General features: G+C 72.9%; 30 protein-coding genes. 19 read left to right on the top strand and 11 right to left on the bottom strand.

Translation table 11 applies throughout. From position 1 onward, the window contains the following. The first annotated feature begins 57 nt into the window (after positions 1 to 57). Together BSZ37_RS04095 and BSZ37_RS04090 are read left to right on the top strand one after the other, a co-directional pair. Complete coding sequence (locus tag BSZ37_RS04095) at positions 58 to 567, top strand: DinB family protein (protein WP_095509318.1); 510 nt, start codon at positions 58 to 60, stop codon at positions 565 to 567. Positions 568 to 660: 93 nt separating this feature from the next. After that, positions 661 to 2262, top strand: a complete 1602-nt coding sequence (locus BSZ37_RS04090; protein ID WP_095509317.1) for a bifunctional GNAT family N-acetyltransferase/carbon-nitrogen hydrolase family protein — start codon at positions 661 to 663, stop codon at positions 2260 to 2262. 54 nt (positions 2263 to 2316) lie between these two features. On the opposite strand, the gene BSZ37_RS04085 is transcribed toward BSZ37_RS04090, so the two are convergent. From BSZ37_RS04085 to fdxA, 6 genes are all read right to left on the bottom strand, one after another. Continuing rightward, positions 2317 to 2826, bottom strand: coding sequence for an ankyrin repeat domain-containing protein (locus BSZ37_RS04085; protein ID WP_095509316.1), 510 nt, complete (start codon positions 2824 to 2826; stop codon positions 2317 to 2319). A 123-nt stretch (positions 2827 to 2949) separates the two neighbouring features. After that, positions 2950 to 4278, bottom strand: a complete 1329-nt coding sequence (locus tag BSZ37_RS04080) for an MATE family efflux transporter (protein ID WP_095509315.1) — start codon at positions 4276 to 4278, stop codon at positions 2950 to 2952. Between the two features lie 63 nt (positions 4279 to 4341). Then, positions 4342 to 6072: an aldehyde dehydrogenase family protein gene (locus tag BSZ37_RS04075; protein ID WP_095509314.1), complete on the bottom strand. Its 1731-nt coding sequence runs from the start codon at positions 6070 to 6072 to the stop codon at positions 4342 to 4344. Positions 6073 to 6331: 259 nt separating this feature from the next. After that, on the bottom strand, positions 6332 to 7195 hold the full coding sequence (locus BSZ37_RS04070; RefSeq protein WP_095509313.1) for an ATP-grasp domain-containing protein: 864 nt from the start codon (positions 7193 to 7195) through the stop codon (positions 6332 to 6334). Positions 7196 to 7417: 222 nt separating this feature from the next. After that, complete coding sequence (locus tag BSZ37_RS04065) at positions 7418 to 7729, bottom strand: hypothetical protein (protein ID WP_095509312.1); 312 nt, start codon at positions 7727 to 7729, stop codon at positions 7418 to 7420. Positions 7730 to 7738: 9 nt separating this feature from the next. Further along, positions 7739 to 8101, bottom strand: coding sequence for a ferredoxin FdxA (gene fdxA, locus BSZ37_RS04060; RefSeq protein ID WP_095509311.1), 363 nt, complete (start codon positions 8099 to 8101; stop codon positions 7739 to 7741). A 90-nt stretch (positions 8102 to 8191) separates the two neighbouring features. Between fdxA and BSZ37_RS04055 the strand changes: the two genes are divergently transcribed. The 4 genes from BSZ37_RS04055 (at position 8192) to BSZ37_RS04040 (ending at position 10842) form a co-directional block, all read left to right on the top strand. Then, the gene (locus tag BSZ37_RS04055) at positions 8192 to 8920 is read left to right on the top strand and encodes a hypothetical protein (RefSeq protein WP_095509310.1); all 729 of its coding nucleotides are present in this window, start codon (positions 8192 to 8194) and stop codon (positions 8918 to 8920) included. Positions 8921 to 9016: 96 nt separating this feature from the next. Continuing rightward, positions 9017 to 9262 (top strand): CsbD family protein, encoded by a 246-nt coding sequence (locus BSZ37_RS04050; RefSeq protein ID WP_095509309.1) that lies wholly within the window; start codon positions 9017 to 9019, stop codon positions 9260 to 9262. Positions 9263 to 9314: 52 nt separating this feature from the next. Next, positions 9315 to 9557, top strand: a complete 243-nt coding sequence (locus BSZ37_RS04045; protein ID WP_095509308.1) for a hypothetical protein — start codon at positions 9315 to 9317, stop codon at positions 9555 to 9557. A gap of 64 nt (positions 9558 to 9621) precedes the next feature. Further along, positions 9622 to 10842, top strand: coding sequence for an MDR family MFS transporter (locus BSZ37_RS04040; RefSeq protein ID WP_095509307.1), 1221 nt, complete (start codon positions 9622 to 9624; stop codon positions 10840 to 10842). On the opposite strand, the gene BSZ37_RS04035 is transcribed toward BSZ37_RS04040, so the two are convergent. The 3 genes from BSZ37_RS04035 to ruvB all read right to left on the bottom strand — a co-directional run bounded on the left by BSZ37_RS04035 (position 10839) and on the right by ruvB (position 13412). Beyond that, complete coding sequence (locus BSZ37_RS04035) at positions 10839 to 11771, bottom strand: hypothetical protein (protein ID WP_143537557.1); 933 nt, start codon at positions 11769 to 11771, stop codon at positions 10839 to 10841. The genes BSZ37_RS04040 and BSZ37_RS04035 overlap by 4 nt on opposite strands. A 65-nt stretch (positions 11772 to 11836) precedes the next feature. Further along, a complete protein-coding gene (locus tag BSZ37_RS04030) occupies positions 11837 to 12310 on the bottom strand; it encodes a DinB family protein (protein WP_095509305.1) in 474 nt (157 codons plus the stop codon). A gap of 52 nt (positions 12311 to 12362) precedes the next feature. Continuing rightward, positions 12363 to 13412: a Holliday junction branch migration DNA helicase RuvB gene (gene ruvB, locus BSZ37_RS04025; RefSeq protein ID WP_095509304.1), complete on the bottom strand. Its 1050-nt coding sequence runs from the start codon at positions 13410 to 13412 to the stop codon at positions 12363 to 12365. Between the two features lie 165 nt (positions 13413 to 13577). Between ruvB and BSZ37_RS04020 the strand changes: the two genes are divergently transcribed. Further along, positions 13578 to 14336, top strand: coding sequence for an aspartate/glutamate racemase family protein (locus BSZ37_RS04020; protein ID WP_095509303.1), 759 nt, complete (start codon positions 13578 to 13580; stop codon positions 14334 to 14336). Positions 14337 to 14382: 46 nt separating this feature from the next. After that, positions 14383 to 15516, top strand: coding sequence for a DmpA family aminopeptidase (locus tag BSZ37_RS04015; RefSeq protein WP_095509302.1), 1134 nt, complete (start codon positions 14383 to 14385; stop codon positions 15514 to 15516). A gap of 49 nt (positions 15517 to 15565) precedes the next feature. Here BSZ37_RS04015 and BSZ37_RS04010 read toward each other — a convergent pair whose 3' ends face one another. After that, positions 15566 to 15841 (bottom strand): hypothetical protein, encoded by a 276-nt coding sequence (locus BSZ37_RS04010; RefSeq protein WP_095509301.1) that lies wholly within the window; start codon positions 15839 to 15841, stop codon positions 15566 to 15568. A gap of 239 nt (positions 15842 to 16080) precedes the next feature. Between BSZ37_RS04010 and infC the strand changes: the two genes are divergently transcribed. From infC to BSZ37_RS03965, 9 genes are all read left to right on the top strand, one after another. Further along, complete coding sequence (gene infC / locus BSZ37_RS04005; RefSeq protein ID WP_342761214.1) at positions 16081 to 16635, top strand: translation initiation factor IF-3; 555 nt, start codon at positions 16081 to 16083, stop codon at positions 16633 to 16635. 201 nt (positions 16636 to 16836) lie between these two features. Then, positions 16837 to 17031, top strand: a complete 195-nt coding sequence (gene rpmI, locus BSZ37_RS04000) for a 50S ribosomal protein L35 (RefSeq protein ID WP_095509299.1) — start codon at positions 16837 to 16839, stop codon at positions 17029 to 17031. Between the two features lie 94 nt (positions 17032 to 17125). Next, positions 17126 to 17473, top strand: coding sequence for a 50S ribosomal protein L20 (gene rplT / locus BSZ37_RS03995; RefSeq protein ID WP_095509298.1), 348 nt, complete (start codon positions 17126 to 17128; stop codon positions 17471 to 17473). A 235-nt stretch (positions 17474 to 17708) separates the two neighbouring features. After that, positions 17709 to 18764, top strand: coding sequence for a phenylalanine--tRNA ligase subunit alpha (gene pheS / locus BSZ37_RS03990; protein WP_095509297.1), 1056 nt, complete (start codon positions 17709 to 17711; stop codon positions 18762 to 18764). A 12-nt stretch (positions 18765 to 18776) separates the two neighbouring features. Further along, positions 18777 to 21359, top strand: a complete 2583-nt coding sequence (pheT, locus tag BSZ37_RS03985) for a phenylalanine--tRNA ligase subunit beta (protein WP_095509296.1) — start codon at positions 18777 to 18779, stop codon at positions 21357 to 21359. A 95-nt stretch (positions 21360 to 21454) separates the two neighbouring features. Continuing rightward, positions 21455 to 21787, top strand: a complete 333-nt coding sequence (locus tag BSZ37_RS03980) for a hypothetical protein (protein WP_095509295.1) — start codon at positions 21455 to 21457, stop codon at positions 21785 to 21787. Beyond that, positions 21784 to 22125, top strand: coding sequence for a cell division protein ZapA (locus tag BSZ37_RS03975; RefSeq protein ID WP_095509294.1), 342 nt, complete (start codon positions 21784 to 21786; stop codon positions 22123 to 22125). Before BSZ37_RS03980 ends, BSZ37_RS03975 begins: the two co-directional genes overlap by 4 nt. Before the next feature lie 477 nt (positions 22126 to 22602). Next, on the top strand, positions 22603 to 24318 hold the full coding sequence (gene rny / locus BSZ37_RS03970) for a ribonuclease Y (RefSeq protein ID WP_095509293.1): 1716 nt from the start codon (positions 22603 to 22605) through the stop codon (positions 24316 to 24318). A gap of 17 nt (positions 24319 to 24335) precedes the next feature. Continuing rightward, entirely contained in the window at positions 24336 to 24695 is a 360-nt protein-coding gene (locus tag BSZ37_RS03965; RefSeq protein WP_095509292.1) for a TerB family tellurite resistance protein, read from the top strand. A 37-nt stretch (positions 24696 to 24732) separates the two neighbouring features. On the opposite strand, the gene BSZ37_RS03960 is transcribed toward BSZ37_RS03965, so the two are convergent. Then, a complete protein-coding gene (locus BSZ37_RS03960; protein ID WP_095509291.1) occupies positions 24733 to 24987 on the bottom strand; it encodes a MoaD/ThiS family protein in 255 nt (84 codons plus the stop codon). Positions 24988 to 25089: 102 nt separating this feature from the next. Here BSZ37_RS03960 and BSZ37_RS03955 point away from each other — a divergent pair, with 102 nt between their 5' ends. Next, entirely contained in the window at positions 25090 to 26007 is a 918-nt protein-coding gene (locus BSZ37_RS03955; protein ID WP_095509290.1) for an SDR family NAD(P)-dependent oxidoreductase, read from the top strand. A gap of 105 nt (positions 26008 to 26112) precedes the next feature. Then, positions 26113 to 26745: a YbhB/YbcL family Raf kinase inhibitor-like protein gene (locus tag BSZ37_RS03950; protein ID WP_095509289.1), complete on the top strand. Its 633-nt coding sequence runs from the start codon at positions 26113 to 26115 to the stop codon at positions 26743 to 26745. Positions 26746 to 26788 lie beyond the last annotated feature (43 nt).

Genomic DNA, 26788 nt, shown 5'->3' with positions numbered 1-26788 from the left:
CCCGCCTCGGCGGCGCTCCTGAGCGAAGCCGACGGGCCGAGGCAGACGCCCCAACCCATGGCCGATCGGCCCGAAGTCTGGCTCCGCGGACCGGTCGAGGGCGTGCCAGCGCTCCTCCAGCCCGTGGCGCACGCGCTCCTGCAGGCGCGGGAGGACGCCGCGGCGCTGGCGGCCGAGCTCCCCGCCAGCAAGCTCTGGGAGCGCCCCGGCGGCGTGGCCTCGGCCGGCTTCCACCTCCAGCACCTCGACGGCGTCCTCGACCGGATGCTGACCTACGCCCGCGGCGAGGCGCTGACCGACCGGCAGTTCGCCTCGCTGCGCGCCGAGGGCGCCCCCGACGACGCGCTCACGCCCGCCGCGCTGGCCGATGCCTTCACCGCCCGCGTCGACGCCGCGCTCGCCCAGCTCCGCGCGACCGACCCCGTCACGCTCACCGAGCCGCGCGGCGTCGGACGGAAGGGGCTTCCGTCGACCGTGCTCGGCCTGCTCGTCCACGCCGCGGAGCACAGCCAGCGGCACGTGGGGCAGCTGCTGGTGACGGTCCGCGTGCTCACGGCCGCGGGCTGACCCCGCCCGCCTCGGTGTCTCGGTCGCGGCGCCGAGGCGGAGGGAGCCGTCGCGGGCGGCGGCGGTTCAAGGCGGACGCCGCCTTCCACCTCTGTGCCCGAAATCGACCTCGACGACTTCCAGACCCAGCTCCGCGTCCGCCCGCTCACGCCGGCGGACCACGACGCCATCGTCCGCCTCCACGGCCTGTGCTTCCCCGGCATGGAGACGTGGTCCGAGCGCGAGCTCGACGCGCTCACCGAGCGGTTCCCCGAGGGCCAGATCGGCGTCGAGATCGACGGCCGCCTCGTGGCGACGGCCCTCAGCCTCCAGGTCGACGTCGACGAGTACGGGCCGAGCCACGTCTATGACGACGTCGTCCACGACGACCTCGCCGGGAGCCACGACCCCGACGGCGACTCGCTCTACGGCATCGAGGTCGCCGTCGACCCCGCGTTCCAGGGGATGCGGATCGGGCGGCGGCTCTACGAGGAGCGGAAGGTGCTCTGCCGCCGCCTGAACCTCAAGCGGATCGTGATCGGCGGGCGGCTGCCCGGGTACTACAAGGTGGCCGACGAGATGACGGCCCAGGAGTACGTCGAGGCCGTGGTCGCACGCGAGCTCGTCGAGCCCGTCCTGAGCTTCCAGCTCGCCAACGGGTTCGCCATCAAGCGCGTCGTGAAGGGCTACCTCCCCGACGACGAGGAGAGCCTCGGCCACGGCGTCATCATGGAGTGGGTCAACCTCCACTACCAGCCGGACTCCGCCGAGCGGACGCGGAGCACGTTCCCGGTGCGGGTGTGCGCCGTCCAGTACCCGGTCCGGCCGGTCGCGTCGTTCGACGAGTTCGCCAAGCAGGTCACGTTCTTCGTCGACGCCGCCGGCGGCTACCGGGCCGACTTCGTCCTCTTCCCGGAGATCTTTACGCTCCAGCTCCTGTCGTTCCTGCCGACGGCGCGCCGCGGGAAGGCCGTCCGCCAGCTGGCCGCCCTCGCGCCCGACTACCTCGACCTGTTCCACGACCTCGCCGTCCGCTACAACACGAACATCGTCGGCGGGAGCACCTACGTCGAGGAGGACGACGGGATCTACAACGTGGCGTACCTCTTCCGGCGCGACGGGACGATCGAGGCGCAGAAGAAGCTCCACATCACGCCGAGCGAGGCCCGCTGGTGGGGCGTCCGCCCCGGCGCCGGCGTCCGCGTGTTCGACACCGACCGGGGGCGCGTGGCCATCTCGATCTGCTACGACGTCGAGTTCCCGGAGGTCGCGCGGATCGCGGCGCAGAAGGGGGCGCAGATCCTGTTCGTCCCGTTCTGCACCGACAACCGGCAGGGCTACCTCCGCGTGCGGCTGTGCGCGCAGGCGCGGGCCATCGAGAACCAGATGTACGTCGTCACGGCCGGCGTGACGGGCCTCATCCCGGACGTCGACAACATGAACGTGAACTACGCCCAGAGCGGCGTCTTCACGCCCAGCGACTTCCCGTTCGCGCGCGACGGCGTGGCCGCCGAGTGCGAACCGAACATCGAGGCGATCGTCGTGGCCGACCTCGACCTCGAGCTCACGCGCCGCAACCGGATCGCCGGGACCGTCCGCCCCTGGACCGACCGGCGGCTCGACCTCTACGAGGTGGTCGAGAAGGAGCCGAGCCCGCCCCAGCCCACACTCCCGATCGAGGGCGTCCCCGTCACCGGCTCCGTCGAGACCGGCTGACCGCGACGCGACAGCGCGGCCACCTGGCCCGCCTCGACGCCGGGGCGGAGGGAGTCAGCTCAGGCGGCCGGCCAAGAAGCTGTGGCCGTTCTCGCGAGCGAGGTCGGCGGGCGTCCGCCCCTCGTCGTCGGTGGCCTCCGTGTCGGCGCCGCGGGCGACGAGGAGGGCCGCCATGTCGAGCTGGCCGAACCGGGCCGCGTAGTGGAGGGCCGTCGCGCCGCCGGGCCCCTTCCGGTTGGGCTGAGCGCCCGCATCCAACAACTGGCGGGCGCGCTCGACGTAGCCCTTGAAGGCCATCGCCATGAGCGGCGTGTTGCCCTGTCCGTCGGGCCCGTCGGGGTCGGCGCCGCGCTTGAGGAGCAGCGTCGTCGTCGGCTCCTGGTCGGCGTAGGCCGCGATCATGAGGAGCGTGTGGCCCGTCTCGTCGCGGCGGTCGGGGTCGATGCCGGCCTGGAGGAAGGCTTCGAGCACGTCGGCGTCGCCGCTACGAGCGATCTCGTGGTAATCGACCGCGTCGAGGTCGATGGGCTCGCCGTCGGAGGTTCGGAGGACGTTGTCGGACATGGCCGTGTGGGAGTACCGTCAGCGGTCGGAAACGGGCGGAGGGGCACGCCGCGCGGGTGTGCCCCTCCGCCGGGGCCTACGGCCGGCGGCCGTGAGGGGGTCCGCCTCGGCGCCGAGGCGGACCTAGCCGGCGAGCGGGGCGCGGCCGACGCCCGGCCAGATCCGCACGAGGCCGAACAGAGCGCGGACGACGATCCACCCGCCCGTGACCCACCAGATGAGGGCGAGCGCGTCGGGCGCCTCGGGACGGACGAGCGCGAGCCCGGCGGCGCCGAGCCCCGTCGCCGCGGCGACCGCGACGGCGAGGTACCGGAAGTCGCCCGTCCCCCAGTGGACGCCGTCGGTCCCGAACGTGAGCCCGTTGACCGGGAGGAAGACGAGCGACGCGAGCCACGCCGTCCGGAACACGGGCCGTGCCGCCTCGGGCACGAGGAGCGCCCCCACGATGGGCGTCGCCGCCAGAAGGACGAGCGCGAGCGCGAGGCCGACCCCCGCGCTCCACCCCAGCACGACGCGGGCCGCCCGCCGGGCCGCTACGAGCGTGCCACCGCCCACGAACCCGGCCACGAGGCTCTGGCCCGTCACGGCGAAGGCGTCGAGAAAGAGGGCCGTGAACGCCCACACCTGACGGATGGCCTGGTGCGCCGCGCCCGCCTCGGCGCCGGCCTGCGTCGCCGCGCGGGTGGCGAGGAGGAGAAAGAGCGTCAGCAGGCCGGTCCGCACGAACAGGGCGCCGCCGACGCGGACGAGCGACCCGACCTCGGCCCACGCGAGCGCGCCCGGCCGGCCGAGGCGCACGAGCGCGGCCCGCACGGCCCACCCCGCGCCGAGCCACTGAGCGACCGTGCTCGCCCAGGCGGCCCCCTCGACGCCGAGCTCCGGTGCCGGGCCCCACCCGAACACGAGCGGCCCGTCCAGCACCGCGTTCAGCACGTTGACGCCGACGGCCACCCACAGCGGCGTCGTCATGTCCTCGCGCCCGCGCAGCGCGCCGAACGCGGCGACGGTCACCAGCACGGCCGGCGCGCCCAGCACGCGGATGCGGACGTACGCGGCGGCGAGGTCGGTGATGGCGCCCTCCGCGCCCATCAACCGGGAGACCGGGACCGCCCCGAACCATCCGAGCACTGCCACGCCGACGCCGCACGCGATGGCCAACGCGAGCGCGTGGGCCGTCGTGGACGCCGCCGCCTCCCGCTCCCCGCGGCCGAGCGCCTGCGCCACGGCCGTCTGCGTGCCCACGCCGAGGAAGTTGAAGATCCATAGCGACGCCGAGAGGACGATCGTCCCGACGCCGAGCGCGGCGAGCGGCGCCGTCCCGAGCCGCGCCACGAACGCCGTGTCGACGAGCCCGGTGAGGGGCTCGGCCACGAGCGACCCGAGCACGGGGAGCCCCAGCGCGAGGAGCGTCCGGTGCGGCCGGCGGTGGAACGGGTGCTCGGTCGGGGCCATGCGGGCCGGCCTCGCCCCCGCCCGCCTCGGCGTCGAGGCGGAGGGACTCAGCCACGGGCGGTCTCAGCCGCGGAGCGCGGATGCCACGATCGCCGGCAGCTTGGCCGGGCTCGGCGCCGTCGCGAACTCGGTCACGCGGCGGGCCGTCGTCTCGGCCGTCTCGTTCGTCACAAAGTAGAGCGGCGTCGGGGCCGTGTGCGTCTCGCCGAGGAGGAGCGAGCGTGGGAACGGCGCGAACGGACCGGAGAGCACCGTCTTCTGCGGCCGCTCGAACAGCCAGCTGTTGTGGACCACGCCGATCCCGCTCTGCACGTCGTCGCGGGTGTGGCCGGGAAACGCGCCCCACGCGCCCTGCGCCACGAAGAAGCCCGCGCCCGACCACACGTTGACGCCGATCGTCCCGTAGCGGAGCCGCGCGACGGCGTCGTCGAATCGCGCCCCCATCGCCTTGCGCGTCCGCGGGTGGATGAGGATCGTGGCGCCGAGCGTGCCCGCGAGCGTCTCGTTGCCCCAGTCGACGGCGCGGTCGAGCCAGTCGGCGGGGTCGTCGCCGCCGGGGAGGTCGGTCACGGCGAGGGCCGGGCCGAAGACCTCCTCCTCGAACGCGGGCTCGCCGGCCTCAGACGAGACGGTCGCCAGGAGGCGCTGGGAGTCGTCGCCGAGGCGCTCGGCGGTCGGGTACGCTTCGGCGAACGCGTCGAGGCGCTCCTGGGCGCCGGGGTAGTAGGCTGGACGGTCCTCGACCGACGCCAGCACGCGGCGGAGCTCGCCCAGAAACGCGCCCCGCTGACGCCACCCGTCGGCCAGCACGAGGACCTGACTGGCGATGCAGTTAAACCCGCTGTTGTGGAGCTTCTGGGACGCCACGTTCTCCGCCTGGAACACGAGGTCCGGCTCCGACCAGTCACCCGGGACCACGAGACACGGGCTCACGCCGCCGAGCTCGCTCGACACGGGCACCTCGATTCGCGGCTCGTCGCGCGCCTTCCGGCCCGCCCCCTCCGCGCCCGTCCCGTAGACGATGGCATCGTGCGTCGCTGCGCTCCCCGTCATGTGGATGGCGTCGACCGCGTCGTGGCCGGTGAGGTACGCCCCGACGTCCGCGCCGCCGGCCACGAACCGGAGGTATCCGGCCTCGACGAACGCGCCGAACACGGTCTCGAAGAGTGGCTGGAGGTAGCCGTTCACCGGGTTCATCTTGAGCAGGGCCACCTGCCCCTCGGCGAACAGTTTGTAGAGCACGTCGAGCGCCGGGATCGCCGCGATGTTGCCCGCGCCGAGGACCAGCGCAACCGCTCCCTCCGGGTCCTCTTCCCGGTAGAACCGCCCGACCGTCTCCGGGACCTCGGCCGCCGCCACGCCCGGCTGCATCCACACGTCGGCCTCGACGCCGTTCAGGAGGACGCGGTCGTACAGCCCGTCCGGCAACACACGCACGACGGCCTGCCCGTCGAGCCGCTGGCGGACGCGTCCGCGGAGCGCTTCGGCGACCGTCCCCGCTTCGATGTGCCGCAGCGTCTCCACCAGCGCCCCGACGTAGTTGGCGACGGCCCACGGCCCGGAGGTCCACTCCTCGGCCCGCAGCGGCGAGCCGACGGCCAGCCCCTTCGCGCGCGACGCCGCCGTCACCCAGCGGCCGGCGACGTCGGCGATGCGAGGGAGGATCGTCTCCAACAGGTCGACCTTCGCAGGGATCGGCAGGCGGGCCCACTCCGTCGCGTGGGCCTGGAGGTCGGCGAGGGCCGCGTCGATCTCGGCGGGCGTGCTGTCGGGCGGGCTCTGGGGTGGCTGCATCGTGGGGGGATCGGGGGCGTCCGCGTACGCGGACGCGCCGCACGGGTGCCCTCCCGAGACGGAGGACCGCCCGCCTCGGTCGCTCACCTCCCCACCTGCCCGTCATCCTGAGCGGAGCCGCGCAGCGGGGGAGTCGAAGGATCTCGTCGGACTCGCGTGCCGCGCTCGCGACCGCGAACCGTCAGCCGACACGAGATCTTTCGCTCTGCTCAGGATGACAGGAGGGACAGGCCGGATCAGCGGCACCGCCGACGCGGGCTCATCGGCACAGCGCGTCGAGGACCGCGGCGAAGCGGGCGGCCGATCCCTCCGAATAGGAGAAGTACAGCGACGGCTCGATGAGTTCGAGCTCCATCACCGCCCACGCGCCGTCGGGCATCCGCACGGCGTCGACGCGGGCGTAAAGGAGCGGGCGGTCGTGGGGCACGGCGGCGAGCGCGCGGTGCGTGAGGTCGAGGAGCGCGGGCTCCGGCTCCACGCCGCGAATCACGCCGCCGTGCTCCTCCTGCACCCGGAAGTCGCCCGCAGCCGGCGTCTTGAGGATCGCGTGGCTGACGGCCCCGCCGAACGCGAAGACGGAGTACTCGCCCTCCTCCACGACCGCCGGCACGAATGGCTGGACGAGAGACGGCCGGTCAGCGAGCGCCGACAGCGCCTCGACCCCGTCCGCCTCGGCGCCGAGGCGGAACGTCCCGTCAGCGTTGGCGCTGACGATCGGCTTGGCGACGACCCCAGCCACGTCCCACTGACGGAAGGCCGCGGCCAGCGTGCCGGCGGTCAGGCCGTCCTCCGCCCAGCGCGTCGGGACGACGGGCACGCCGGCGCGCTCCAGGTCGCGGAGGTACGTCTTGCGGAGGTTCCAGCGGATCACCGGCAGCGGGTTCTCCAGCCGCGCCGACGACCGGTCGATGGCGCCGAGCACCTCCAAGAAGTGATCCGGGGCGTCCTGGTAATCCCAGGGCGACCGGACGACGACGGCGTCGTAGGCGTCCCAGTCGGCCTCGGCGCGCCATGCGACGTCCTCGACGGTCCACCCGAGCGCGGCGAGGGGCGCCACGGCCTCGGCGTCGTACGTCACGAAGGCGTCGAGGTCGTCGGTGGTGAGGAAGGCGCAGGTGGGCATCGCGAGGCGGCCAGTGGAACGCCTAATGTCGCATTCTTGACCCAGATCTCAGGCAAACCATCAGGAAACGATCATGGGCACACTCTTGACCTAAACCGCCCGGGTCCAGCACCTTGGGGCCACCCTGGTCCCCACGACCGTGCCCTACTTCCCCTCCCGTTCCGCGATCCGCTCGGCCCTCGTGTCGACCGTGCTCGCCGTCGCCATGCTGGCGGTCGTCCTCTAGGTCGACTGACGCGTCCGGCTCTTTCGCGCTCTCGCCACGACGGCGAAGGCGACGCCCCCGAACGTGGCATCCGCCAAGAGCGCCCACCATCGGACGGGGGCCTCGACGAACGGGGTGAGGGAGCTGACCGCCGAGATCCAGGGGCTGTCCGAGACCCAGTAGAGCGGGAGGCCGGCGGCGAGAACCGGCCCGACCCACGCCGGGGCATCGCGCGGCTCACACTCGTTTCTGACGCGGACGACCGGGCCGACGTACTGGACGGCGAACGTGACAAGCGTCGCGCCGAGGCCGCACCGCCAGGACCACACCGTGAGCGCTTACTCGGCGCCCTCCCATGTGAGGATGTCCTCCTCGTTCTTCGTCTCCGACTCCGGCGGCGAGGCCCACGTCTCGGCGTCCGGGAGCTCCGGCTTCTTCTCCGTGATGTTGTAGCCGAGGGCCTGCCACTGGTTGGCGAGGTACGCGTTCCACTCGGTGTAGTGGGCCCACTCCTCCGGGAGCTCGTCGTCGGCGTAGATGGCCTCGACAGGGCACGCCGGCACGCAGGCGTTGCAGTCGATGCACTCGTCGGGGTGGATCGCGAGGAAGTTCGGGCCCTCGTAGAAGCAGTCGACGGGGCAGACCTCGACGCAGTCCGTGTGCTTGCAGTTGATGCAGGGCTGAGCGACGACGTAGGGCATGACGAGGGGACCGGGGGTTACCGAGGCCGGGGGAGGAGCGGCTAAGCTAGGGCCTCCGAGAGGCCCACCGCTCACCCACCGCGTTCGACCGTGTTCCCCCGCCCCCGCCTGCTCGCCGCCCTCGCCGCCGTCCTCCTGGCCGCCTCGGGGTGCGGGACCTCGAACCGGCTCGACGAGGTCTCGCTCGACGGCCGCCGGGTGGCCGTGACCGCCGCCATCCCGCCGGCCCCACGCGTCCAGGCCGGCAGCCCCATCGAGTCGGGGATCGACCCGTACGACCCGGTCGGGACGGCCGTGCGCGTGGGGACGTCGCTCGACAAGCGTCGGCAGGCGCGTCGCGCCCAGGCCCGCCTCGACAGCGTCGTGGCCACGGTCGACGTGGCCGACCGGATCGCGCGGCAGTCGCTGGCGCGGACGGCCTCGCTCCTCCGCTTCGCCCCCGCCCCGACGCCCGAGGCGTCCGACTTCGTCCTCGACCTCCGCATCGCCGACTACGCCCTCGTGGCCGACTCGTACGAGGGGGCCGTCTATTTCATTCTGATCGGTGAGGTCCACCTCCTCAACGCCCGGACCGGCGCGTCGCTGTGGGACGCCGAGCTCCGCGAGCGCGAGGTCGTGGACCGGTCCCTGTTCGGGCTCCCGCTCGCGGCCGGCAACGTCATCACAGGCCGGGCCCTCGCCTCGCTCTCGTCCCGCGACATGGCGACCGGCCTCGGCCGCCTCGCCGACCTCGCCGCCGAGCGGATCACCGACCGCCTCGCCGACGACTACGTCCGCTCGCGCGACGCCTACCGCGAGCGGGCCGCCGAGGTGGAGTAGGGGAATCCACGGGCCAGAGCAAAGACGGCCCGGCGGCGGACCCGTCCGGGAAGCGCTTCCGTCTAAGCCGTCCTTTCACGTTCCCCCTCCCCCACCATGGACGACATCACCAACGACGCGCAGCGCAAACTCCACAAGGAGGAAGCCCGCGGGCGCAAGGAGCAGGCGGCCGGCGCCTTCGACGAGGTCAAGGGCAAGGTCAAGAAGGCCGTCGGCGACGCGATGGACAACGAGCGGATGCAGGCCGAAGGCGCGGCCGAGGAGATGGGCGGGAAGGCCCGCAAGAAGGCCGGCGACACCTACGCCGACGCGGCCGACCGGGCCGAGGACGCCATCGACTAGGACCCGGCTGGGGGCTGGGCCGTAGACTCCTCGACCACCCACCCCCACCGCCATGAACCTCGACAGCTTGAAAGACGGCGCGGGCGACCTCGCCAAGAAGGCCGCCGACTCGGCCGAGGGCGCGGCCAAGACCCTCGCCGACAAGGCGTCGGACCTCGCGCCGGACGCCGTGAAGCAGCAGGCCAAGAAGGCGGCCGACAAGGCGGCCCACGCCGCCGGCGACCTCGCCGACAAGGCGGCGTCGAAGGCGACGGAACTCCTCGGCAAGGCGGCTGACAAGCTCGAGAAGAAGTAGGCCCGCCTCTCGATTCTCCGCGCCCCGGACGGCCCCGGCTGTCCGGGGCGCGGTACGTTCGGGCGTGACCGGAACTCGCCTGCGCGCCGCCTACGCGGCCTACCCCCGCCCGTTCTGGATGCTCGTCGTGGGCACGTTCGTGAACCGGACGGGCCTCGTCGTCCTGCCGTTCCTCGCGCTGTACCTCCACGGCCAACGTGGATTCAGCGTGGCGCAGGCGACGCTGGCGGTGTCGCTCTACGGCGCCGGCTCGTTCGTGGGCGGCTTCACGGGCGGCTGGGTCTCAGACCGGATCGGGCGACGGCCGGTCCTCCTGGCGAGCCTCGCCGGGGCCGCCGTGCCCGTCGCTCTCCTCCCGGCCGCGCCGACCTACGCGGCCATCGCGGCGCTGGCGTTCGCGTTCGGGCTCTTGGCTGAGATGTACCGGCCCGCCGTCTCGGCGGCCGTGGCCGACATGCTCCCCGAAGAGCGCCAGCCGCGGGCCTACGCCATCGTCTACTGGGCCATCAACCTCGGCGCAGCGGTGGGGCCGGCGCTCGGCGGGCTCATCGCCGCGCGGTCGTACGCCGGGCTGTTCTGGCTGGAAGGCGCGACGCTCCTCGGCTACGCCGCGATCGTGCTCGTAGCCGTTCCCGAAACGCGGCCTCTATCGGACGAGAGCGCGGCGCGGACGCTGTCGCTCCGCCCTCTCGCCCGCGACGGAGCGCTCGCCGCGCTGGCCGTCGCCGTCCTCCTCGTCGGCATCGGGTTCTTCCAGCTGTTCTCGTCGCTCCCGATCACCATGGCCGCCGACGGGCTGAACGAGCTCGAGTTCGGCCTCGTCGTGACCGTCAACGGCGGGCTGATCGTGCTCATCGGGCTGCCCGTGGCCGCGTACGTGGGCGACCGGCTGACGACGGTGCTCGTGCCGGGCGCGGTCGCCCTCGTCGCGATCGGCCTCGCGCTCACGGCGACCGCCGAGACGTTCTGGGCCTACGCCGCCTTCGCCGTGATCTGGACGCTCGGCGAGATGGCGTTCCTCCCCGTCGTCCCGACCATCGTGTCGCGGCTGGCGCCGGCGCACCTCCGCGGCTCGTACCAGGGCGTCTACCACGCGAGTTGGGGCCTGTCGAAGACCGTCGGCCCTGCGCTTGGCGGGCTTGTGCTCACGGCCGCCGGGTCGGAGGAGCTGTGGCTCGGGGCCGGCGGCCTCGCTGGGGTGGCGGCAGTCGTCTTGCTCGGGCTGCTCCCTGTCCTCCGCCGCCGGTTTGCAACGGCGCCCGCCTCGACGAGCGTGCCAGCCTAGTCGAGCCAGAGAGTGACGGTCCCCCCGGCACCCATCCCGAGGGTGGCGGCGCGGCCATCGAGGTCGGCGGGGCGGTACGCGAGAGGGTAGAGCCGGCCCGTGGCGCGGTCGCCGAGGCGGGCCGCCTCGGCGTCGGCCGGCGGGCTCCATGGGTCGACGACGAACGCGCGCTCGGTCGCGCCGTCGGTCCAGGTCACGCGGAAGCCGTCGGGGCCGGGGCGGACGGACGTGATCCGGCCGGCGTCGCCCCCCGGCGCCCCGGAACGCGCGGGGTCCTGGCGGCGCGTCTCGGCCGCGCGGCTCGACAGCCAGCCGACCGGCCCGCCGGGCTCGGTTCGGAACTCCGCTAGAAGACGCCGCGCACGGATCGGCAGGTCGGCGGCCGGCGCCAGCCCGTCGGCGCCGATGAAAAACGGGCGCCCGACGAGGTACATGCCGGTGCCGCGGCGCCCGGCCGGGTCCTCGGCCTCCATCCACTCCGTGGCCCAGACGACGGGCTCGCCGCCCCACGTCGCGAAGCTGCCGCCCTCGGGGTCGAAGTCGCGCGCGATGAACCCGTACGCCGGCTGATCCGCCCCCTCGGGGACGACGTGAACCGACCACGTGGCGACGCCGAGGCCGTTGGAGACGCCCTCCAACACGGCGACGGCGAGCGCGCTCCGCCCATCCCCCCACACGACCCGAAACGCGCGGACGTCGTCGACGATACCCGGCGCCGACGCTCGCCACAATGCGCCTCCGAACCCAGCCCCCTCCACCTCGATGACGCCTTCGCCGTCGTCATCGACCGTGCGGCAGACCTGCGTGCTTTCGAGGTCCACGCAGACGCGCGGCGGCGCGTCCGACTCGGTCACCGGCTCCGAGAACGAACCGACGGACTGGGCGGAGACCGCGAGAGGGAAGGCGGCGAGCAGGACGAGCGTGCGCATCGGCGAACGGGTGGACGCCTCGAAGAACGCCTCGCACTCCCGCTCGCGCATCCTTGCCTCGGCGACTACAGATCGCCCTGGAGGCGACGGAGCAGGCGGATCTGCCCCGCGTGGTACGCGTCGTGCGCCGCGATCCCCGCGATGGCGTCTCCGAAGGAGTAGTCGTCGTACGCCGTCTCGTCCAGCCGTTCCGGGTCGAACGCCTCGACGGCCTCGACCAGCCGGTAGTGCCAGTCGCGGAGCCGGTCGAGGTCGTCGGCCAGCGCCCTCCCTTCGGCGGGGCGCTCGAAAAAGTTGGAGCCCGCCTCGTCGAAGTGGGCGGGCGGCTCCTCGGCGACGTGCCGGAGGACGCGGTACGTCCAGTACGCGGTGTGGACGACGTATTCCCACGCGTTGTGCGCGTCGGGCGCAGGCCGCCAGCTCGCGGCGTCTTCGTCCATCCCGCGCGTCGCGCCCACGAGCGTCGGCCCGTGCCAACCCGTCCCGTCGAACGACCGGTCGAGCGCGTGGAGGAGCAGGGCGATCCGCGGGTCGGTCATCGGTGTGTGGCTCCTCCCGCCTCGGCGCCGAGGCAGGAGGAGTCGGCGGCCGCTACCCGATCAACTCGTCGAAGATGTCGGACTGCTTGAGCGGGGGGACCACGTCGAAGTGGTCGTACGCGCGGCGCGTGGCGACGCGGCCGCGCGGCGTCCGCGCCATGAAGCCCTCCTGGATGAGGTACGGCTCGTAGACCTCCTCGACCGTCCCGGCGTCCTCGCCGACGGCGACCGCGATGGTCGAGATGCCGACGGGCCCGCCGTCGAACTTCTCCATGAGCGCGAGGAGGATGCGGGCGTCCATCTCGTCCAGCCCGGCCTCGTCGACGTCGAGCGCGTTGAGCGCGTGGTCGGCCACGGCGCGCGTGACGCGGCCGTCGCCCGGCCCGGCCTCGGTCTCGACCTCGGCGAAGTCGCGCGTCCGCCGGAGGAGCTTGTTGGCGATGCGCGGCGTGCCCCGGCTGCGGCGCGCGATCTCGAACGCCCCGTCCTCGTCGATGGCCACCTTCATGAGGCTCGCGCTCCGGAGCACGATCCGGTGGAGCGTGTCGACGTCGTAGTAGTCGTACCGGAAGTCGACGCCGAAGCGGGCGCGGAGCGGGGCCGTGAGGAGGCCCTTCCGCGTCGTCGCGCCGATGAGCGTGAACGGCGGGAGCGCGATCCGGACGCTCCGCGCGCTCGGCCCCGAGTCGATGAGGATGTCGATGGCGTAGTCCTCCATCGCCGAGTACAGGTACTCCTCGACGACGGGCGAGAGCCGGTGGATCTCGTCGATGAACAGGACGTCGCCCTCGTTGAGGTTCGTGAGCAGGCCGGCGATGTTCGCCGGCTTGTCGAGCGCGGGCCCGGAGGTCGTCTTGACCTCGGCGCCCATCTCCTCGGCGATGATGTGGGCGAGCGTCGTCTTGCCGAGCCCGGGCGGGCCCGAGAGGATGACGTGGTCGAGCGCCTCGCCGCGCTGGAGGGCGGCCGTGATAAAGACCCGGAGGTTGTCCTTGATCTTCCTCTGGCCGATAAAGTCGTCGAGGGCGCGGGGCCGGAGGGCCTTCTCGAGGTCGGCGTCCTGGCCCGAGGGGGCCGAGGCGTCGCGGGGGGCGGAGTCCATGCGTTCGGAGTCGGTTTCCCGCAAGGTAGGGCCGAGGTATGACAGCTCCCGTCACCCACCCCACCTCGCGCCCGAGGTGGACCCACCCGGCTGCGGGCAGCCCCGCAAGACGTGGCGGGACGCGGGCCGGCGGGATCCGCTGCCAGGACCAAACGTCTCGGGGGCATGCCCTCCCCCCGCCCCATCGGCATCGTCGGCGGCGTCGGCCCGATGGCCGGCCTCGACCTCGTCCGCAAGATCACGGCCGCGACGCGCGCGCGCTGCGACCAGGACCACCTGCCGGTCACGCTCGTCTCGCACCCGCACCGGATCGCCGACCGGACGGACTTCCTGCTGGGCCGCACCGCCATCAACCCCGGCCTCGCGCTCGCCGACCTCGCCGACACCCTCATCACGGGCGGCGCCGAGATCATCGGGATCCCCTGCAACACGGCCCACGCGCCGGCCATCATCGCCTGCGTCCGCGAGCGAATCGGCGGCCGGGCCGAGTTCGTGGACCTGATCGAGGCCGTGGCCGACGAGATCCGCCACCGCTTTCCGGACGCCCGCCGCGTCGGCGTCCTCTCGACGACGGGGACACTGGCGGCCCGGGTCTACCCCGACCGCCTCGGCCCGCTCGGGCTCGACGTGATCGCCCCGCCCCCGTCGGTCCAAGAGACCGACGTCCACCCCGCCATCTACGACCCGACGTACGGCGTGAAGAGCGTGTCCGCACCGGTCAACGACCGGGCCGTGGCGGGTCTCCGGGCCGGCCTCGACCACCTCGTCGGGGCGGGCGCCGAGGTGGTCGTCCTCGCCTGCACCGAGATCCCCCTCGCCCTGTCGATGACGGAGGTCGGCGGCGTCCCGATGCTCGACGCGACGCGGGTGTTGGCCCGCGCGCTCGTGCGCCGGAGTTGCCCGGAGGTGCTCACCGAGGCGTGAGCGGCGAGGACGCTCTGTAGACTGACGGACCGCCATTCCCCTGCTCATGCTGCGCCTCGTCCTCCTCGCCCTCGCGGCGACGCTCGCCGCCCACGCTCAGCCGTCGCCCGAGGCGGACCGGCCTCGGGCGCGCGACCTCGGCCTCGCCGTCGGGATCCTCCCGCCGGGCCCGCTCAACGCCATCACCGACGTCGCGGGCGTCCGCGTGGGCCACGCGACCGTGGTCGAGGGCGACGCCGTGCGGACGGGCGTGACGGCCATCCTCCCCCACGGCGGCAACGTCTACGCGGAGCGCGTGCCGGCGGCCGTCGCCGTCGGCAACGGGTACGGCAAGCTGCTCGGCGTGACGCAGATCCGCGAGCTCGGCGAGATCGAGACGCCGATCCTCCTCACGTGCACGCTCTGCGTCTGGCGCGCGGCCGACGCCCTCGTCGAGATCCTTCTGGAGCAGCCGGGGATGGAGGAGGTCCGCTCGATCAACGCCGTCGTGGGCGAGACGAACGACGGGGTCCTGAACGACATCCGGAGCCGGCCGGTCCGGCCCGAACACGTCGCGGAGGCGCTCGGCGCGGCGTCCGGTGGCCCGGTCGCCGAAGGGTCCGTCGGCGCCGGGACCGGCACGGTCGCGTTCGGCTGGAAGGGCGGGATCGGGACCGCCAGCCGGGCGCTTCCGGCGACCCTCGGCGGGCACACCGTCGGCGTCCTCGTCCAGTCCAACTTCGGCGGCGTCCTGACGATGAACGGCGCGCCGGTCGGCCGAGAGCTGGGCCAGTTCGCCTTCCAGCAGGCGCTCGGCGAGAGCGCCGACGGCAGCGTCATGATCGTCGTCGCGACCGACGCCCCGCTCGACGCCCGGCTGCTGGAGCGGCTGGCGCACCGGGCTCTCGCCGGGCTCGCCCGCACCGGCGCCGCCTTCACGAACGGCTCGGGCGACTACGTCATCGCGTTCTCGACCGACCGCGACGGCGACGCGCTCGTCCCCAACGACGCCATGTCGCCCCTTTTCCAGGCCGTCGCCGAGGCCACGGAGGAGGCTATCTACAACTCGATGCTCCGCGCGACGACCGTGACGGGGCACCGAGGGACGATCGAGTCGTTGCCGCTCGACCGCGTCGTCGAGGTCCTCGACGCCTACGGCGTGCGCGGCTGGGACCGGTCGCTCCCGCCGGGGCGCGAGTGACCCCGCCCGCCTCGGCGCCGAGGCAGAGAGACCCCCCGAGGCGACTCGGCTACACGACCTGCGTGCCGTCGGCGACGGGCCGGTCGGGGCGGAGGAGCACGGCGCCCTGGCTCGGGCTCACGGCCGCCAGCACCACGGGCTCCGGGCCGTTCGTCACGACCACGACCTGCGTCCCGCGCACGTCGTCGGGCCCGTAGTTCTCGGTCACGTGCGTCGTCGCCTCGCGTTGGACGCCCCCGAGGTCGATCGTGAGGCGGAGCGCGTCGCCCTCGACGACGGCCTCGACGACGGTCCCGACCCGGAGGTCGACGGCGGTGAAGTCCATGGGGGCGGCGGCGGTGCGGGCCGCAAGCTAGGCCCGCTGCGGCGTCTCCTACGGCGCCGGTGGTAACGGGCTCCGATTCTCTGCCGAGAGAGGCTCGTCGGATGGAGCGACGGGAAAAACCGGCCCGGACGGCCGGATTTCGCACTCGGCGCCCGAACCCGCGGCCGCCTCCGTCGTATCTCCCCCACGACCATGCCCCTACGGGGCCTTACCCTTTTCCACAACCTCAGAGGTTTACCATAGCCCGACGCAGATCCCGACGCCCGCAGCCGGCCCGCCGCGAGCCCGACGTCAACATCAACGAGAACATCCGCTCCAACAAGGTCCGCGTCGTCATCGACGGCGAGGGTCAGAAAGGGGTGATGGCCACCGACGAGGCCATCGACATGGCCCGCAGCATGGGCCTCGACCTCGTCGAGATCTCGCCCAACTCGGACCCGCCCGTGACCAAGATCATGGACTACGGGAAGTACCGGTACGAGCAGCAGAAGAAGGCCAAGGAGCAGCGGAAGAAGCAGGCCGGCCAGGGCGAGCTCAAGGAGGTCCGCTTCCGCCCGCGGACCGACGACCACGACTACGAGTTCAAGCTGAAGCACGCCCGCGAGTTCCTCGAGAAGGGGAACAAGGTCAAGGCGTGGGTCCAGTTCCGCGGCCGCGACATCATCTACAAGGACCAGGGCCTCGACATGCTCGAGCGGTTCACGGAGGACCTCGCCGACATCGCCAAGGTCGACCAGGCCCCCACGATGGAGGGCCGCCGGATGACCACGATGCTCACGCCGGACAAGCGGTAGGCGAGCGCCTCCGCCTCGGCGCCGAGGCGGGACGCCCCGACCGCAGAACGCGCCCGAACACTCTGCGAAGACCCGAGGCCGCGGTTGGCGCGGCCCCGGAGCGCCCCTAGCTTCCCTGTCCCCCCGCCCGTCGCACAGCGCCGTTGGCGCCACGCGATGGGCGGTCCCTTGTCCGGCCCTTCCGAACACCCGAAGAGACCGATGCCGAAGATGAAGTCGAACAGCGGCGCCAAGAAGCGCTTCTCGCTGACCGGGACGGGTCGCGTCAAGCGCAAGAAGGCGTTCGCGAGCCACATCCTGACCAAGAAGTCGCCGAAGCGGAAGCGAGACCTCCGCGAGACGACGCTGGTGGATAAGGCCGACGAGAAGCGGATCAAGAAGCTGATCGTCAAGTAGCGCCCGCTGGCCTCGGCCAGCCGCTGGCCCGCCAGCACCCCACCGATCGCGCCGGCCTCGGCCGGCACCCCGACACCCTCACCACGGAACCAAAATGCCCCGAGCAAAAAATCTCGTGGCTGCCCGTCGCCGTCGCCGCAAGCTCCTGAAGCAGGCGAAAGGTTACTGGGGCCGCCGTGGCAACGTCCACACCGTTGCTAAGCACACCGTTGAGAAGGGCCTCCAGTACGCCTACCGCGACCGCCGCGCCCGCAAGCGCCAGTTCCGCCGGCTCTGGATCGCCCGCATCAACGCCGCCGCCCGTCAGAACGGGACGACCTACTCGCGCCTCATCTCGGGGCTCAAGAAGGCCGACATCCCCCTGAACCGGAAGGTCCTCGCGGACCTCGCGGTCCACGACAAGGCCGCCTTTACCGCCGTGGTCGAGCAGGCCGCGGCCTAGCGCCCCGGACCCGTTCGACCACGACTCCCGCCCGGCCCCGGCCCGGCGGGAGTTTTTGGTTGGCTCCGCCCTTCACCTCCCGACATCCTGAGCGGAGGGCGCAGCCCGGAGCCGAAGGATCTCTGGCGAGCACGACGCCCGCGCAGCGCGCTCGATGCCGGCACGAGACCGGGTCGCACCCGAGATCCATCGGCTCGCCCCCCTCGCTCAGGATGACACGATGAGCCCCCGCGCCATGTCCGAGACGACGACGCTCGACGCCGAGATCGAGGCCGTCCAGGCCGAGATCGACACGCTCCCGCTCACCACCGACGACGAGGCGGAGGCCTACCGCGTTCGCTTCCTCGGCCGGAAGGCCGGGGTGATCACGGACCTGTTCTCGAAGATCGGGACCGTCCCGCCCGAGGAGCGCCGGGCCGTGGGCCAGCGGCTCAACGCGCTGAAGCAGGCCGCCCAGGCCCGCCTCGACGCCGCGACCGAGGCCCTCGCCGGTGACACCGAGGCCGGCGCGACCGACCTCGACCTCACGCTGCCCGGCCGCGTCCCGGCGCCGGTCGAGCGCGGGAGTCTGCACGTGTTGACGCAGACGCTGGAGGACATCCAGGCCATCTTCCAGTCGTTCGGCTTCGCCGTCGCGCGTGGGCCGGAGATCGAGGACGACTGGCACAACTTCTCGGCGCTCAACTTCCCGCCCGACCACCCGGCGCGGGACATGCAGGACACGTTCTTCCTCGAACCGCCTCCGCCCGAGGGCCGCGGCGTCCTCCTCCGCACGCACACGTCGCCGGTCCAGGTGCGCGTGATGGAGCGCCAGAAACCGCCGATCCGCGTGATCGCGCCGGGCCGCGTGTTCCGGAACGAGGCCATCTCGTACAAGAGCTACTGCCTGTTCCACCAGGTCGAGGGCCTCGTCGTCGACGAGGGCGTTTCGTTCGCCGACCTCAAGGCGATGCTGACGGCGTTCGCGAAGGCGCTCTTCGGCGCCTCCGACGGGCCGGCGCGCGAGGCGAAGATGCGGTTCCGCCCGTCCTTCTTCCCGTTCACCGAGCCGAGCGCCGAGGTCGACGTGTGGTGGGCCGACGAGAGCCTCCCGGGCGGCGGGCGCTGGATGGAGATCCTCGGCTCCGGCATGGTCGACCCGAACGTGCTCGAGAACGTCGGCGTGGACTCGGAGCGCTACACGGGCTACGCCTTCGGGATGGGCGTCGAGCGGATGGCCATGCTCCGCCACGGCATCGATGACATCCGGCTCCTCTACGAGAACGACGTCCGCTTCCTGAAGCAGTTCTAAACCGCCTCGACGATGAACATCAGCCTCAACTGGCTCTCCGACTACGTCAAGCACGGGCTCGCGCCCGACGCCCTCGCGGAGCTCCTGACGATGACCGGCCTCGAGGTCGAGGAGGTCACGACGGGCGGGCCGTCGCTCGACGGCGTCGTCGTTGGGCACGTCGTGTCCGTCCGCGCGCACCCCAACGCCGACCGGCTCCGCGTCTGCGACGTCGACCTCGGCGACGCCGCGCCCGAGGCGGGTGAACCGGAAGGTCGGCGCAGCCAAACGGTCCAGATCGTGTGCGGCGCGCCCAACGTAGCCGCCGGGCAGAAGGTGCCGGTCGCGACCGTCGGCACGGAGTTGATGCTGCCGTCGCGGAAGGACCCGTCTCAGCTGGAGCCGGTCACGATCAAGAAGGGCAAAATCCGCGGCGAGGTCTCGAACGGGATGATCTGCGCCGAGGACGAGTTGGGCGTCGGCGACAGCCACGATGGGATCATGGTCCTCGACGAGGACGCGGCCGTCGGGCAGGACTTCGCCGACTACCTCCGGCAGCGCGACGCGCTTCCGGGCGACACGGTCCTCGACATCGCCATCACGCCGAACCGGCCGGACGCGACCTCGCACGTCGGCGTCGCCCGCGACGTGGCGGCGCTCACCGACCAGCCGCTCACACTACCCAAGGTGGATGTCCCCGAGGCGGGCGGCGAGGCCGCCTCGCAGGCATCGATCCGGATCGAGGACGCCGAGGGCTGCCACCGGCTCGTCGCCATGGTCGTGCGCGGCATCACCGTCAGGCCGTCGCCGGACTGGATGCGCGAGCGGCTGGAGGCGATCGGCGTCCGCTCGATCAACAACGTCGTGGACGTGACGAACTACGTCCTCCACGAGCTTGGCCAGCCGCTCCACGCCTTCGACCTGAACCTTCTGGAGGGCGGCGGCCTCGTCATCCGCGCCGCCGAGGCGGGCGAGGTCGTGACGACGCTCGACGACCAGGAGCGCAAGGTGCCGGCGGGCACCGTCCTCGTCTGCGACCACGAGAAGCCGGTCGCCGTCGCCGGCGTGATGGGCGGGGCCAACTCGGAGGTGAGCGGATCCACGACCGACGTGCTGATCGAGAGCGCCTACTTCGACCCGTCGCGCATCCGCAAAACGTCGAAGGCGCTCGGGCTGCAGACCGACGCGAGCTACCGCTTCGAACGCGGCGTCGACCCGACGGGCCAGGCGCGCGCCGCCGCCCGCGCGGCCCAACTGCTGGCGGAGGTCGCCGGCGGAACCGTCGTGCCCGGCCTGATCGACGAGCACCCGACCCCGTACGAGGCGCGGACCGTCACGCTCCGCCCGTCGCGCGTGGCGGCGGTGCTCGGCGTGGAGGTCCCCGAGGACGAGATCGTCCGGCTCCTTGGAGCCATCGGGTTCGAGGTGAGCGACGCCGAGGCCGGCCGCCTCGACGCGTTCGCCGAGGCGGCCATGCGCGAGGAGGGCGTCGAGGCCGCGGCCAGGGAGGCCGCCGACGCCGGCCTTCGCGTCACGATCCCGCCGTTCCGCCCCGACGTGGAGCGCGAGGTCGACGTGATCGAGGAGGTCGCGCGGCTGTGGGGCTACGACCACCTGCCCACGCCGGCCTCGACGCCGGTCCCGCTCGTGCCCGCCTCGGACACGCCGTCGGCCCGGCTGCTGGCCCGCGTGCGGCGGCGGCTCGCCGCGCTCGGCTTCCGCGAGCTGTACACCAACTCGCTGGTCCCGAAGCCCACCGCCGAGGCCTTCGCCGACGCCGCGTGGACGGGCCGCGAGGGCGGCCCGGTCGAGACGCTCAACCCGATCTCGCAGGAGATGGCGGCCATGCGGCCGTCGCTGCTGCCCGGCCTCGTGGCCGTCGCGAGCTACAACCAGGCGCGCGGCGCTGGCGCCCTCCGCCTGTTCGAGGCCGGCCACGTCTACCGCCAGTCCCACGCCGCGACGGACCTCGTCGAGGGCTACCACGAGCACACGTCGCTCGTGCTCGGGATGAGCGGCGAGACGCCGGCGACCTGGAACGGCCCCGCCCGCGCCGCCGATGTCTACGATCTCAAAGGCGTCGTGACGGACGTCCTCGCCGACCTCGGCATCGACGGGGTGACGGAGACGCCGCGGCCGGCGCCGGAGGGCCTCACGGCCTACGCCCTCGACCTCCACCTCGGCGACGTCCGCCTCGGCAGCCTCGGCCGCCTCGCAGACGGGGTCGGCGACGCGGCCGAGCTCCAGGAGCCCCTCTTCGTCGCCGAGCTCGACTGGGACGCGCTCGCGCGCCTCGCCGACCGCGACGAGCCGGCGCGCTACCAACCCATCTCGCGCTTCCCGACGGTCGAGCGCGACCTCGCCCTCATGATCCCCGAGGCGCAGGCGGCCGGGCCGCTCCTCGACACGATCCGCCAGTCCGGCAAGCCGCTCCTCCAGGACGTCCGCGTGTTCGACGTGTACCGCGGCGAGGGCGTGGCGGGGGGCCAGAAAAGCCTCGCCGTCGCGCTCCGCTTCGGGGCCGACAAGACGCTCCGCGACCAGGAGGTCGACGGCCGTGTGCGGCGGATCGTGAAGGCGCTGGAGAGTCAGCACGGTGCCACGCTCCGGTCCTAGCGGCCGTTACGGCCTGATCAACAAGTGCATAGCCGGCGGATGGGGGATCCCCCGGAACGGTTCGTGTCTATCTTGACCTCCTACCGCCTGCCCGCATGGAGCCCACCGCCCCGTCCGAGGCCGAGCCGGGTCGTCCCGACCCTCGGCCCGAGTGGCGGTCGCTGAGCCATCTCCGCGACCGCGTGGACGCGGCTGTGCGTGAGATCGAGCGGCTCCGGTCGGAGAACGCGGCGCTCGCCAAGCGGCTCCTCGAGATCCAGGAGACCGGCGCCGGCGGGAGCTCTCCGTCGTTCGCCTTCGGCGAGGGCGAGGACCCGGCGGCGCTCAAGGCCCGCGTTCAGGGGTTCTTGGACCTCGTAGACGGGCTGCTCCAAGCCGGCGAGGGCGCCGGCGGCGACGGCAGCGCCGACCCGCCCCCGGCCGCATGAGCTCCGCCCTCCCCGTCTCCGTCCGCGTCCGGATCCTCGACCGCGACTACCCGCTCCGCGTGGCGCCGGGCGACGAGGACTACACGGTCCACCTCGCGGCCCGCGTCGACGAGCGGCTCCGGCGGCTCCGCCAGCAGCTCCCGTCGCAGCCCGACATGACGCACGCGGTGCTCGTCGCGCTCGAGCTGGCGGAGGAGCTGTACGCCGCGCGCGCCGAGACCGACCGCCTCCGGGCCCGCCTCGAGATCGAAGCGGCGTCGCTGTCGGAGCAGATCGAGGCGGTCCTCGGTGGAGGCGACGGCTCGGCCGGGTCCGAACCCGAGGCGCCTGAGGAGTAAGGAGCCGGCCGGACGCTGCGACTCCTCTCACCGGCCTGCCGAGGCGGGCCGCCTCGGCGGCTCCGGGGGAATTCGCGGTCTCTCTCGGAACGACACACCGGCCAGCGCGATATTGGGGACCGCGCGGCTCGGGCCAACCCCCCGACCGCGCCCACCGGCTTGTAGCCACCGCATGGGAACCTGAACAGCGTTTACCGCGGAGGCTCCATTTAGGACCTGACCATCAGGCCGCATCCCGCGGACGGTCCCCGTCCCGGGTTGGGGCGCTCCGGCGCCCCGCCGCGGAAGGCGAGAGGGTCCGAGGGGTCTCCACATTGTCAGACGAGCAAGGTTCTCGTCAAGCGCTGCAGGCTGGTGCCTCTGTCCGACCCGGACGGACGGCGGGATTCCGCCGCCCCTGGACGGGTCCCTGCGCGAGCGCCCTGGGGAGCCCCCGGGGCGCTCGCGTCGCACCGTTTCCCGTCGCCTCCACCGCTGATGGACCCGATCACGCTTGCCCTCGCCACCGCCGGCGTCGTCCTAGCGCTGGCCGTCGGATTCATCGGCGGGCGCGTGAGGAGCGGCGGGACCGCGGCGGCCCAGTTCGAGGCCGCCGCCCGCCGGGCCGAGGACGTCGCCGCGCGCGCCGAGGCCGAGGCCGACCGCTTCCAGGAGCGCGCCGAGGCCGCCCAGAGCGAGTTGGCCACCGCCCGCGACGAGGTCCGCCGCCGCCGGGCCCGCCTCGAGACCCGCGTGGCCGAGGTCAAGGAGCGCCACCAGAAGACGCGCGACAAGCTCGACGCCGCCCGCGCCCGCGTCGACAAGAAGGCCAAGCGGGTCGCCGCCCGCGAGAGCGCGCTCGAGACGGCCGCCGACGCGCTCGACGCGCTCACCGCCGCCGCCGAACGCCGCCGCGCCGAGGCCGACACGCTCCGCGAGCAGGTCCAGGGCCTCGCCACGTCCGTCGGCCGCCGCCAGCAGGAGCTGGCCGGCCGCGAGCGGGAGGTCGACGAGCTCCAGGCCCACCTCGACGAGGCCACCGCCCGCCTCGACCAGCTCGTAAAGGAGCACCTCGCCAAGCTCGAACAGACGGCGTCGCTCTCGCGCGAGGAGGCCCGCGACCGGCTCGTCGCCGAGCTCACGCGCGAGGCCAAGCTCGAAGCGGCCGGCGCCGTCAAGGACGCGCGCGACGAGGCCAAGCGGACGGCTCAGCGCGAGGCCACGAAGGTGATCCTGAAGGCCATCCAGCGGCTCGCGGCCACGGCCACCATCGAGCACACCGTCTCGGCCGTCCCGCTCAAGAGCGACGACATGAAGGGCCGCGTGATCGGCCGCGAGGGGCGCAACATCCGCGCGTTCGAGGCCGCGACGGGCGTCGAGGTCATCGTCGACGACACGCCCGACGCCGTGCTCGTGTCCGGGTTCGACCCCGTCCGCCGCGAGGTGGCCCGGCTCGCGCTCGTCCGCCTCCTCGACGACGGCCGGATCCACCCGGCGCGGATCGAGGAGGTCGTCGAGGCGACGCGCGAGGAGATCGACGCCGAGATCGTCGAGGCCGGCGAGCAGGCCGCGCTCGACCTCCAGATCCACGGGCTCCACCCCGAGCTGATCCGGCTCGTCGGGCGGATGAAGTACCGCGCGAGCTACGGCCAGAACCTCCTCCAGCACTCCGTCGAGACGGCCAAGCTGGCCGGGCTGATGGCGGCCGAGCTCGGGCTCGACGCCCGGAAGGCCCGCCGCGCCGGCCTCCTCCACGACATCGGCAAGGTGATCGAGGGCGACCTCGAGCAGCCGCACGCGATCGCGGGGATGGAGCTGGCCCGCCAGTACAAGGAGCACCCGGACGTGGCCAACGCCGTCGGCGCCCACCACGACGAGGTGCCCATGGCGACCCCCATCGCGCCCATCGTCCAGGCCGCCGACGCCGCCTCGGGCGCGCGCCCCGGCGCCCGTCGCGAGGCCCTCGAACGGTACGTCCAGCGCCTCAAAGGGCTGGAGGGCATCGCCTCCGATTTCGAAGGCGTCCTCCAGGCCTACGCCATCCAGGCGGGCCGCGAGATCCGCGTCGTGGTCGACACCGAACGGGTGTCCGATGCCGTCGCCGAGACGCTGGCCCGAGACATTTCGCGTCGGATTGAACGCGAGATGGAGTACCCTGGGCAGATCAAGGTGACGGTCATCCGCGAGGTGCGTGCCGTCGCCGTCGCCCGCTAGCCGACCCCGACGTTCCCATGGCCCCCCTCCTCCTCGACCTCGCCGTCCTCTACCGCGCCTTGGCCTTCGGCGCCGACGGCGACCTCGACCCCGCCGAGTCCGACGCCATGCGCACGGCGCTCGAGGCGTGGGCGCCCGGCGAAGATCCCGCGGGCGTCGACCATGCCCTGCGCGAGGCCGCTCTCGTCGACGCCCGCCGCACGGCGCTCGAGGCGGTCCTCGACCGCGTCCGCAACCGACTCGGCGCGTCAGGCCGCGCCCAGGTCCTCGCCGACCTCCGCCGCGTCGCCCGCGCCGACGGCCGCGTGACGCAGGGCGAGGAGGATCTGATCCACCTCATCGAGCGCGCGCTCGGGCCGGAGTCGGCCGAGGCGTAGGGCCGAGTCCCCCGCCTCGACGCCGAGGCGGACCGACTCAGCCGCCGCTCACCGGGGTGATGAGCGCGACCTCGTCGCCGTCGTCGAGCGCCGTCTCGGCCGGGACGTAGCGGCGGTTGACGGCGAGGCGGATGACCGGCCGGTGCCGCGCGACGGGCGCGTGCGCCTCGGCGAGCCGGTCGAGGAGGTCGCCGGCCGTCGCGCCCGCGGGCACGGCCGCGTCCAGCTCGGACGCGCCGAGTTCGCGGCGGAGCACGTCGAACAGGAGGACGCGGACGGACAGGTCGGGCACGGGTCGGGAAAGGCTTGAGATCGCGGGGAGGGCCGGTGAAGCTGGAACGGCGCTCCGGACGACTCGATCCAAGCCGTCCTTTCTCACCGTTCTCCTCCCCCCATGGCATCCACCAACGGCTCCTCCAACGGCCAGGCCCAGCGGGCCGGCAAGCTCGACGGCAAGGTCGCGCTCATCACCGGCGCCGGCGAAGGCATCGGCGAGGCCATCGCCCACAAGTTCGCCTACGAGGGGGCCTCTGGCCTCCTCCTGGCCGGCCTCCCCGACGACCCGCTCGACGAGGTCAAGGCCGACATCGAAGAGCAGTACCCCGGCACGGCCGTCGAGACGTTCGCCAAGGACCTCGGCGTGCAGGAGAACGCCGAGGCTGCGGTGAAGGCCGCCGTCGACGCGTTCGGCAAGCTCGACGTGCTCGTCAACAACGCGGGCGTGCTGCCGAAGCTGGCCGAGCTCCACGAGTACCCCGTCGAGGACTTCGAAAAGCTCATCCACAACAACATCTACACGGCGTTCCACATGACGCGGGCCGCGCTGCCCGAGCTCCAGAAGACGCGCGGCAACATCGTCTCGGCCGGCTCCGAGGCCGGGTGGAACGGGTCGCCCCAGTTCGCCCCGTACGGCCCGACGAAGGCGTACATCCACGCGCTGATGAAGGGCGTGGCCGGCGAGCAGGGCCAGTACGGCGTCCGCGCCAACGCCGTCTGCCCCGGCCCCGTCGACACGAGCTGGACGCACAAGGAGACCGGCCCGATGGACGCCGACGCCGAGGAGACCATCGTCTTCTCGACCGCGTTCGGCCGCCGCGGCACGACCGAGGAGATCGCCAACGTCTACGCGTTCCTCGCCTCCGACGAGGCCAGCTACGTCACCGGCGCGCTCTGGCTCGTCGACGGCGCGACGACGATCGTCCACGGCCTCCCGGGCAAGCAGGTCCCCGACGAGATCCGCCAGGAGCCGGAGGGCAAGCTGACGCTCCGGTTCCAGCGCGCCTCCGACCCGGCCGACGCGCCCTCGACCTAGGCCCCTGCCACCGACCGCCTCGGGCCCGAGGCGGACCGACTCACCGCCCGCCCCGGCACCGCGCCGGGGCGGGCGCGTTGGTTTCAGCCCCTCTCCCCCAGTGTCATGCTCCTCACCAGCACCTCCCTCGCCGACGGCGCCCGCATCGCGCCGACCTTCGCTTTCTGCACCGCCGCGCCGGACTCCGGCGACCACACCACGCACGGCGACGACCGGAACCCGCACCTCGCGTGGTCCGGCGTCCCCGAGGGCACGAAGTCGTTCGCCGTCGTCGTCCACGACCCCGACGTGCCGGCCGACGCGTCCGACGCCAACACCGAGGGCAAGACGATCCCTCCCGACGCCGAGCGGACCGACTTTTTCCACTGGCTCCTCGTCGACGTCCCGTCCGAGATCCGCGAGATCGCCGAGGGCGCGCTGTCCGACGGCGTGGTCCAAAACGGTCGGAAGCCGGGCCGGACGACGCACGGCATCGAGGGCACCAACGACTTCACCGGCTTCCTCGCGGGCTCGCCGATGGAGGGCACCTACGGCGGCTACGACGGCCCCTGCCCGCCCTGGAACGACGAGGCCGTCCACCACTACCACTTCACCGTCTACGCGCTCGACACGGAGAGCCTCGGGCTGAGCGAGGACGGCGACTGGCGCGGGCCGGACGTGCTCGACGCCCTCGACGGCCACGTCCTCGATCAGGCCGAGATCGTCGGGACGTACACGACGAACCCGGACGTCGGCTGACACCGCCACCGACGGCGTAGGGGCGTATTGCGATACGCCCCTA

Origin of the sequence: Rubrivirga marina (assembly GCF_002283365.1) — a bacterium.
Lineage (GTDB): Bacteria > Bacteroidota > Rhodothermia > Rhodothermales > Rubricoccaceae > Rubrivirga > Rubrivirga marina.
This window is presented reverse-complemented; position numbering and strand designations above follow the sequence as displayed.

What these genes read in the sequence shown, in the direction of transcription:
- BSZ37_RS04095 (WP_095509318.1), top strand. Translation starts at nt 58, where the DNA reads ATGGCCGATCGGCCCGAAGTCTGGCTCCGCGGACCGGTCGAGGGCGTG.
- BSZ37_RS04035 (WP_143537557.1), bottom strand. Translation starts at nt 11,771, where the DNA reads ATGCGCACGCTCGTCCTGCTCGCCGCCTTCCCTCTCGCGGTCTCCGCC.
- BSZ37_RS04070 (WP_095509313.1), bottom strand. Translation starts at nt 7,195, where the DNA reads ATGCCCACCTGCGCCTTCCTCACCACCGACGACCTCGACGCCTTCGTG.
- pheT (WP_095509296.1), top strand. Translation starts at nt 18,777, where the DNA reads ATGAACATCAGCCTCAACTGGCTCTCCGACTACGTCAAGCACGGGCTC.
- ruvB (WP_095509304.1), bottom strand. Translation starts at nt 13,412, where the DNA reads ATGGACTCCGCCCCCCGCGACGCCTCGGCCCCCTCGGGCCAGGACGCC.
- BSZ37_RS04010 (WP_095509301.1), bottom strand. Translation starts at nt 15,841, where the DNA reads ATGGACTTCACCGCCGTCGACCTCCGGGTCGGGACCGTCGTCGAGGCC.
- BSZ37_RS03950 (WP_095509289.1), top strand. Translation starts at nt 26,113, where the DNA reads ATGCTCCTCACCAGCACCTCCCTCGCCGACGGCGCCCGCATCGCGCCG.
- BSZ37_RS04080 (WP_095509315.1), bottom strand. Translation starts at nt 4,278, where the DNA reads ATGGCCCCGACCGAGCACCCGTTCCACCGCCGGCCGCACCGGACGCTC.
- rpmI (WP_095509299.1), top strand. Translation starts at nt 16,837, where the DNA reads ATGCCGAAGATGAAGTCGAACAGCGGCGCCAAGAAGCGCTTCTCGCTG.
- rny (WP_095509293.1), top strand. Translation starts at nt 22,603, where the DNA reads ATGGACCCGATCACGCTTGCCCTCGCCACCGCCGGCGTCGTCCTAGCG.
- BSZ37_RS04015 (WP_095509302.1), top strand. Translation starts at nt 14,383, where the DNA reads ATGCTGCGCCTCGTCCTCCTCGCCCTCGCGGCGACGCTCGCCGCCCAC.
- BSZ37_RS04030 (WP_095509305.1), bottom strand. Translation starts at nt 12,310, where the DNA reads ATGACCGACCCGCGGATCGCCCTGCTCCTCCACGCGCTCGACCGGTCG.
- BSZ37_RS04045 (WP_095509308.1), top strand. Translation starts at nt 9,315, where the DNA reads ATGAACCTCGACAGCTTGAAAGACGGCGCGGGCGACCTCGCCAAGAAG.
- BSZ37_RS03975 (WP_095509294.1), top strand. Translation starts at nt 21,784, where the DNA reads ATGAGCTCCGCCCTCCCCGTCTCCGTCCGCGTCCGGATCCTCGACCGC.
- BSZ37_RS04085 (WP_095509316.1), bottom strand. Translation starts at nt 2,826, where the DNA reads ATGTCCGACAACGTCCTCCGAACCTCCGACGGCGAGCCCATCGACCTC.
- BSZ37_RS04075 (WP_095509314.1), bottom strand. Translation starts at nt 6,072, where the DNA reads ATGCAGCCACCCCAGAGCCCGCCCGACAGCACGCCCGCCGAGATCGAC.
- fdxA (WP_095509311.1), bottom strand. Translation starts at nt 8,101, where the DNA reads ATGCCCTACGTCGTCGCTCAGCCCTGCATCAACTGCAAGCACACGGAC.
- BSZ37_RS03980 (WP_095509295.1), top strand. Translation starts at nt 21,455, where the DNA reads ATGGAGCCCACCGCCCCGTCCGAGGCCGAGCCGGGTCGTCCCGACCCT.
- BSZ37_RS03955 (WP_095509290.1), top strand. Translation starts at nt 25,090, where the DNA reads ATGGCATCCACCAACGGCTCCTCCAACGGCCAGGCCCAGCGGGCCGGC.
- rplT (WP_095509298.1), top strand. Translation starts at nt 17,126, where the DNA reads ATGCCCCGAGCAAAAAATCTCGTGGCTGCCCGTCGCCGTCGCCGCAAG.
- BSZ37_RS03965 (WP_095509292.1), top strand. Translation starts at nt 24,336, where the DNA reads ATGGCCCCCCTCCTCCTCGACCTCGCCGTCCTCTACCGCGCCTTGGCC.
- pheS (WP_095509297.1), top strand. Translation starts at nt 17,709, where the DNA reads ATGTCCGAGACGACGACGCTCGACGCCGAGATCGAGGCCGTCCAGGCC.
- BSZ37_RS04050 (WP_095509309.1), top strand. Translation starts at nt 9,017, where the DNA reads ATGGACGACATCACCAACGACGCGCAGCGCAAACTCCACAAGGAGGAA.
- BSZ37_RS04020 (WP_095509303.1), top strand. Translation starts at nt 13,578, where the DNA reads ATGCCCTCCCCCCGCCCCATCGGCATCGTCGGCGGCGTCGGCCCGATG.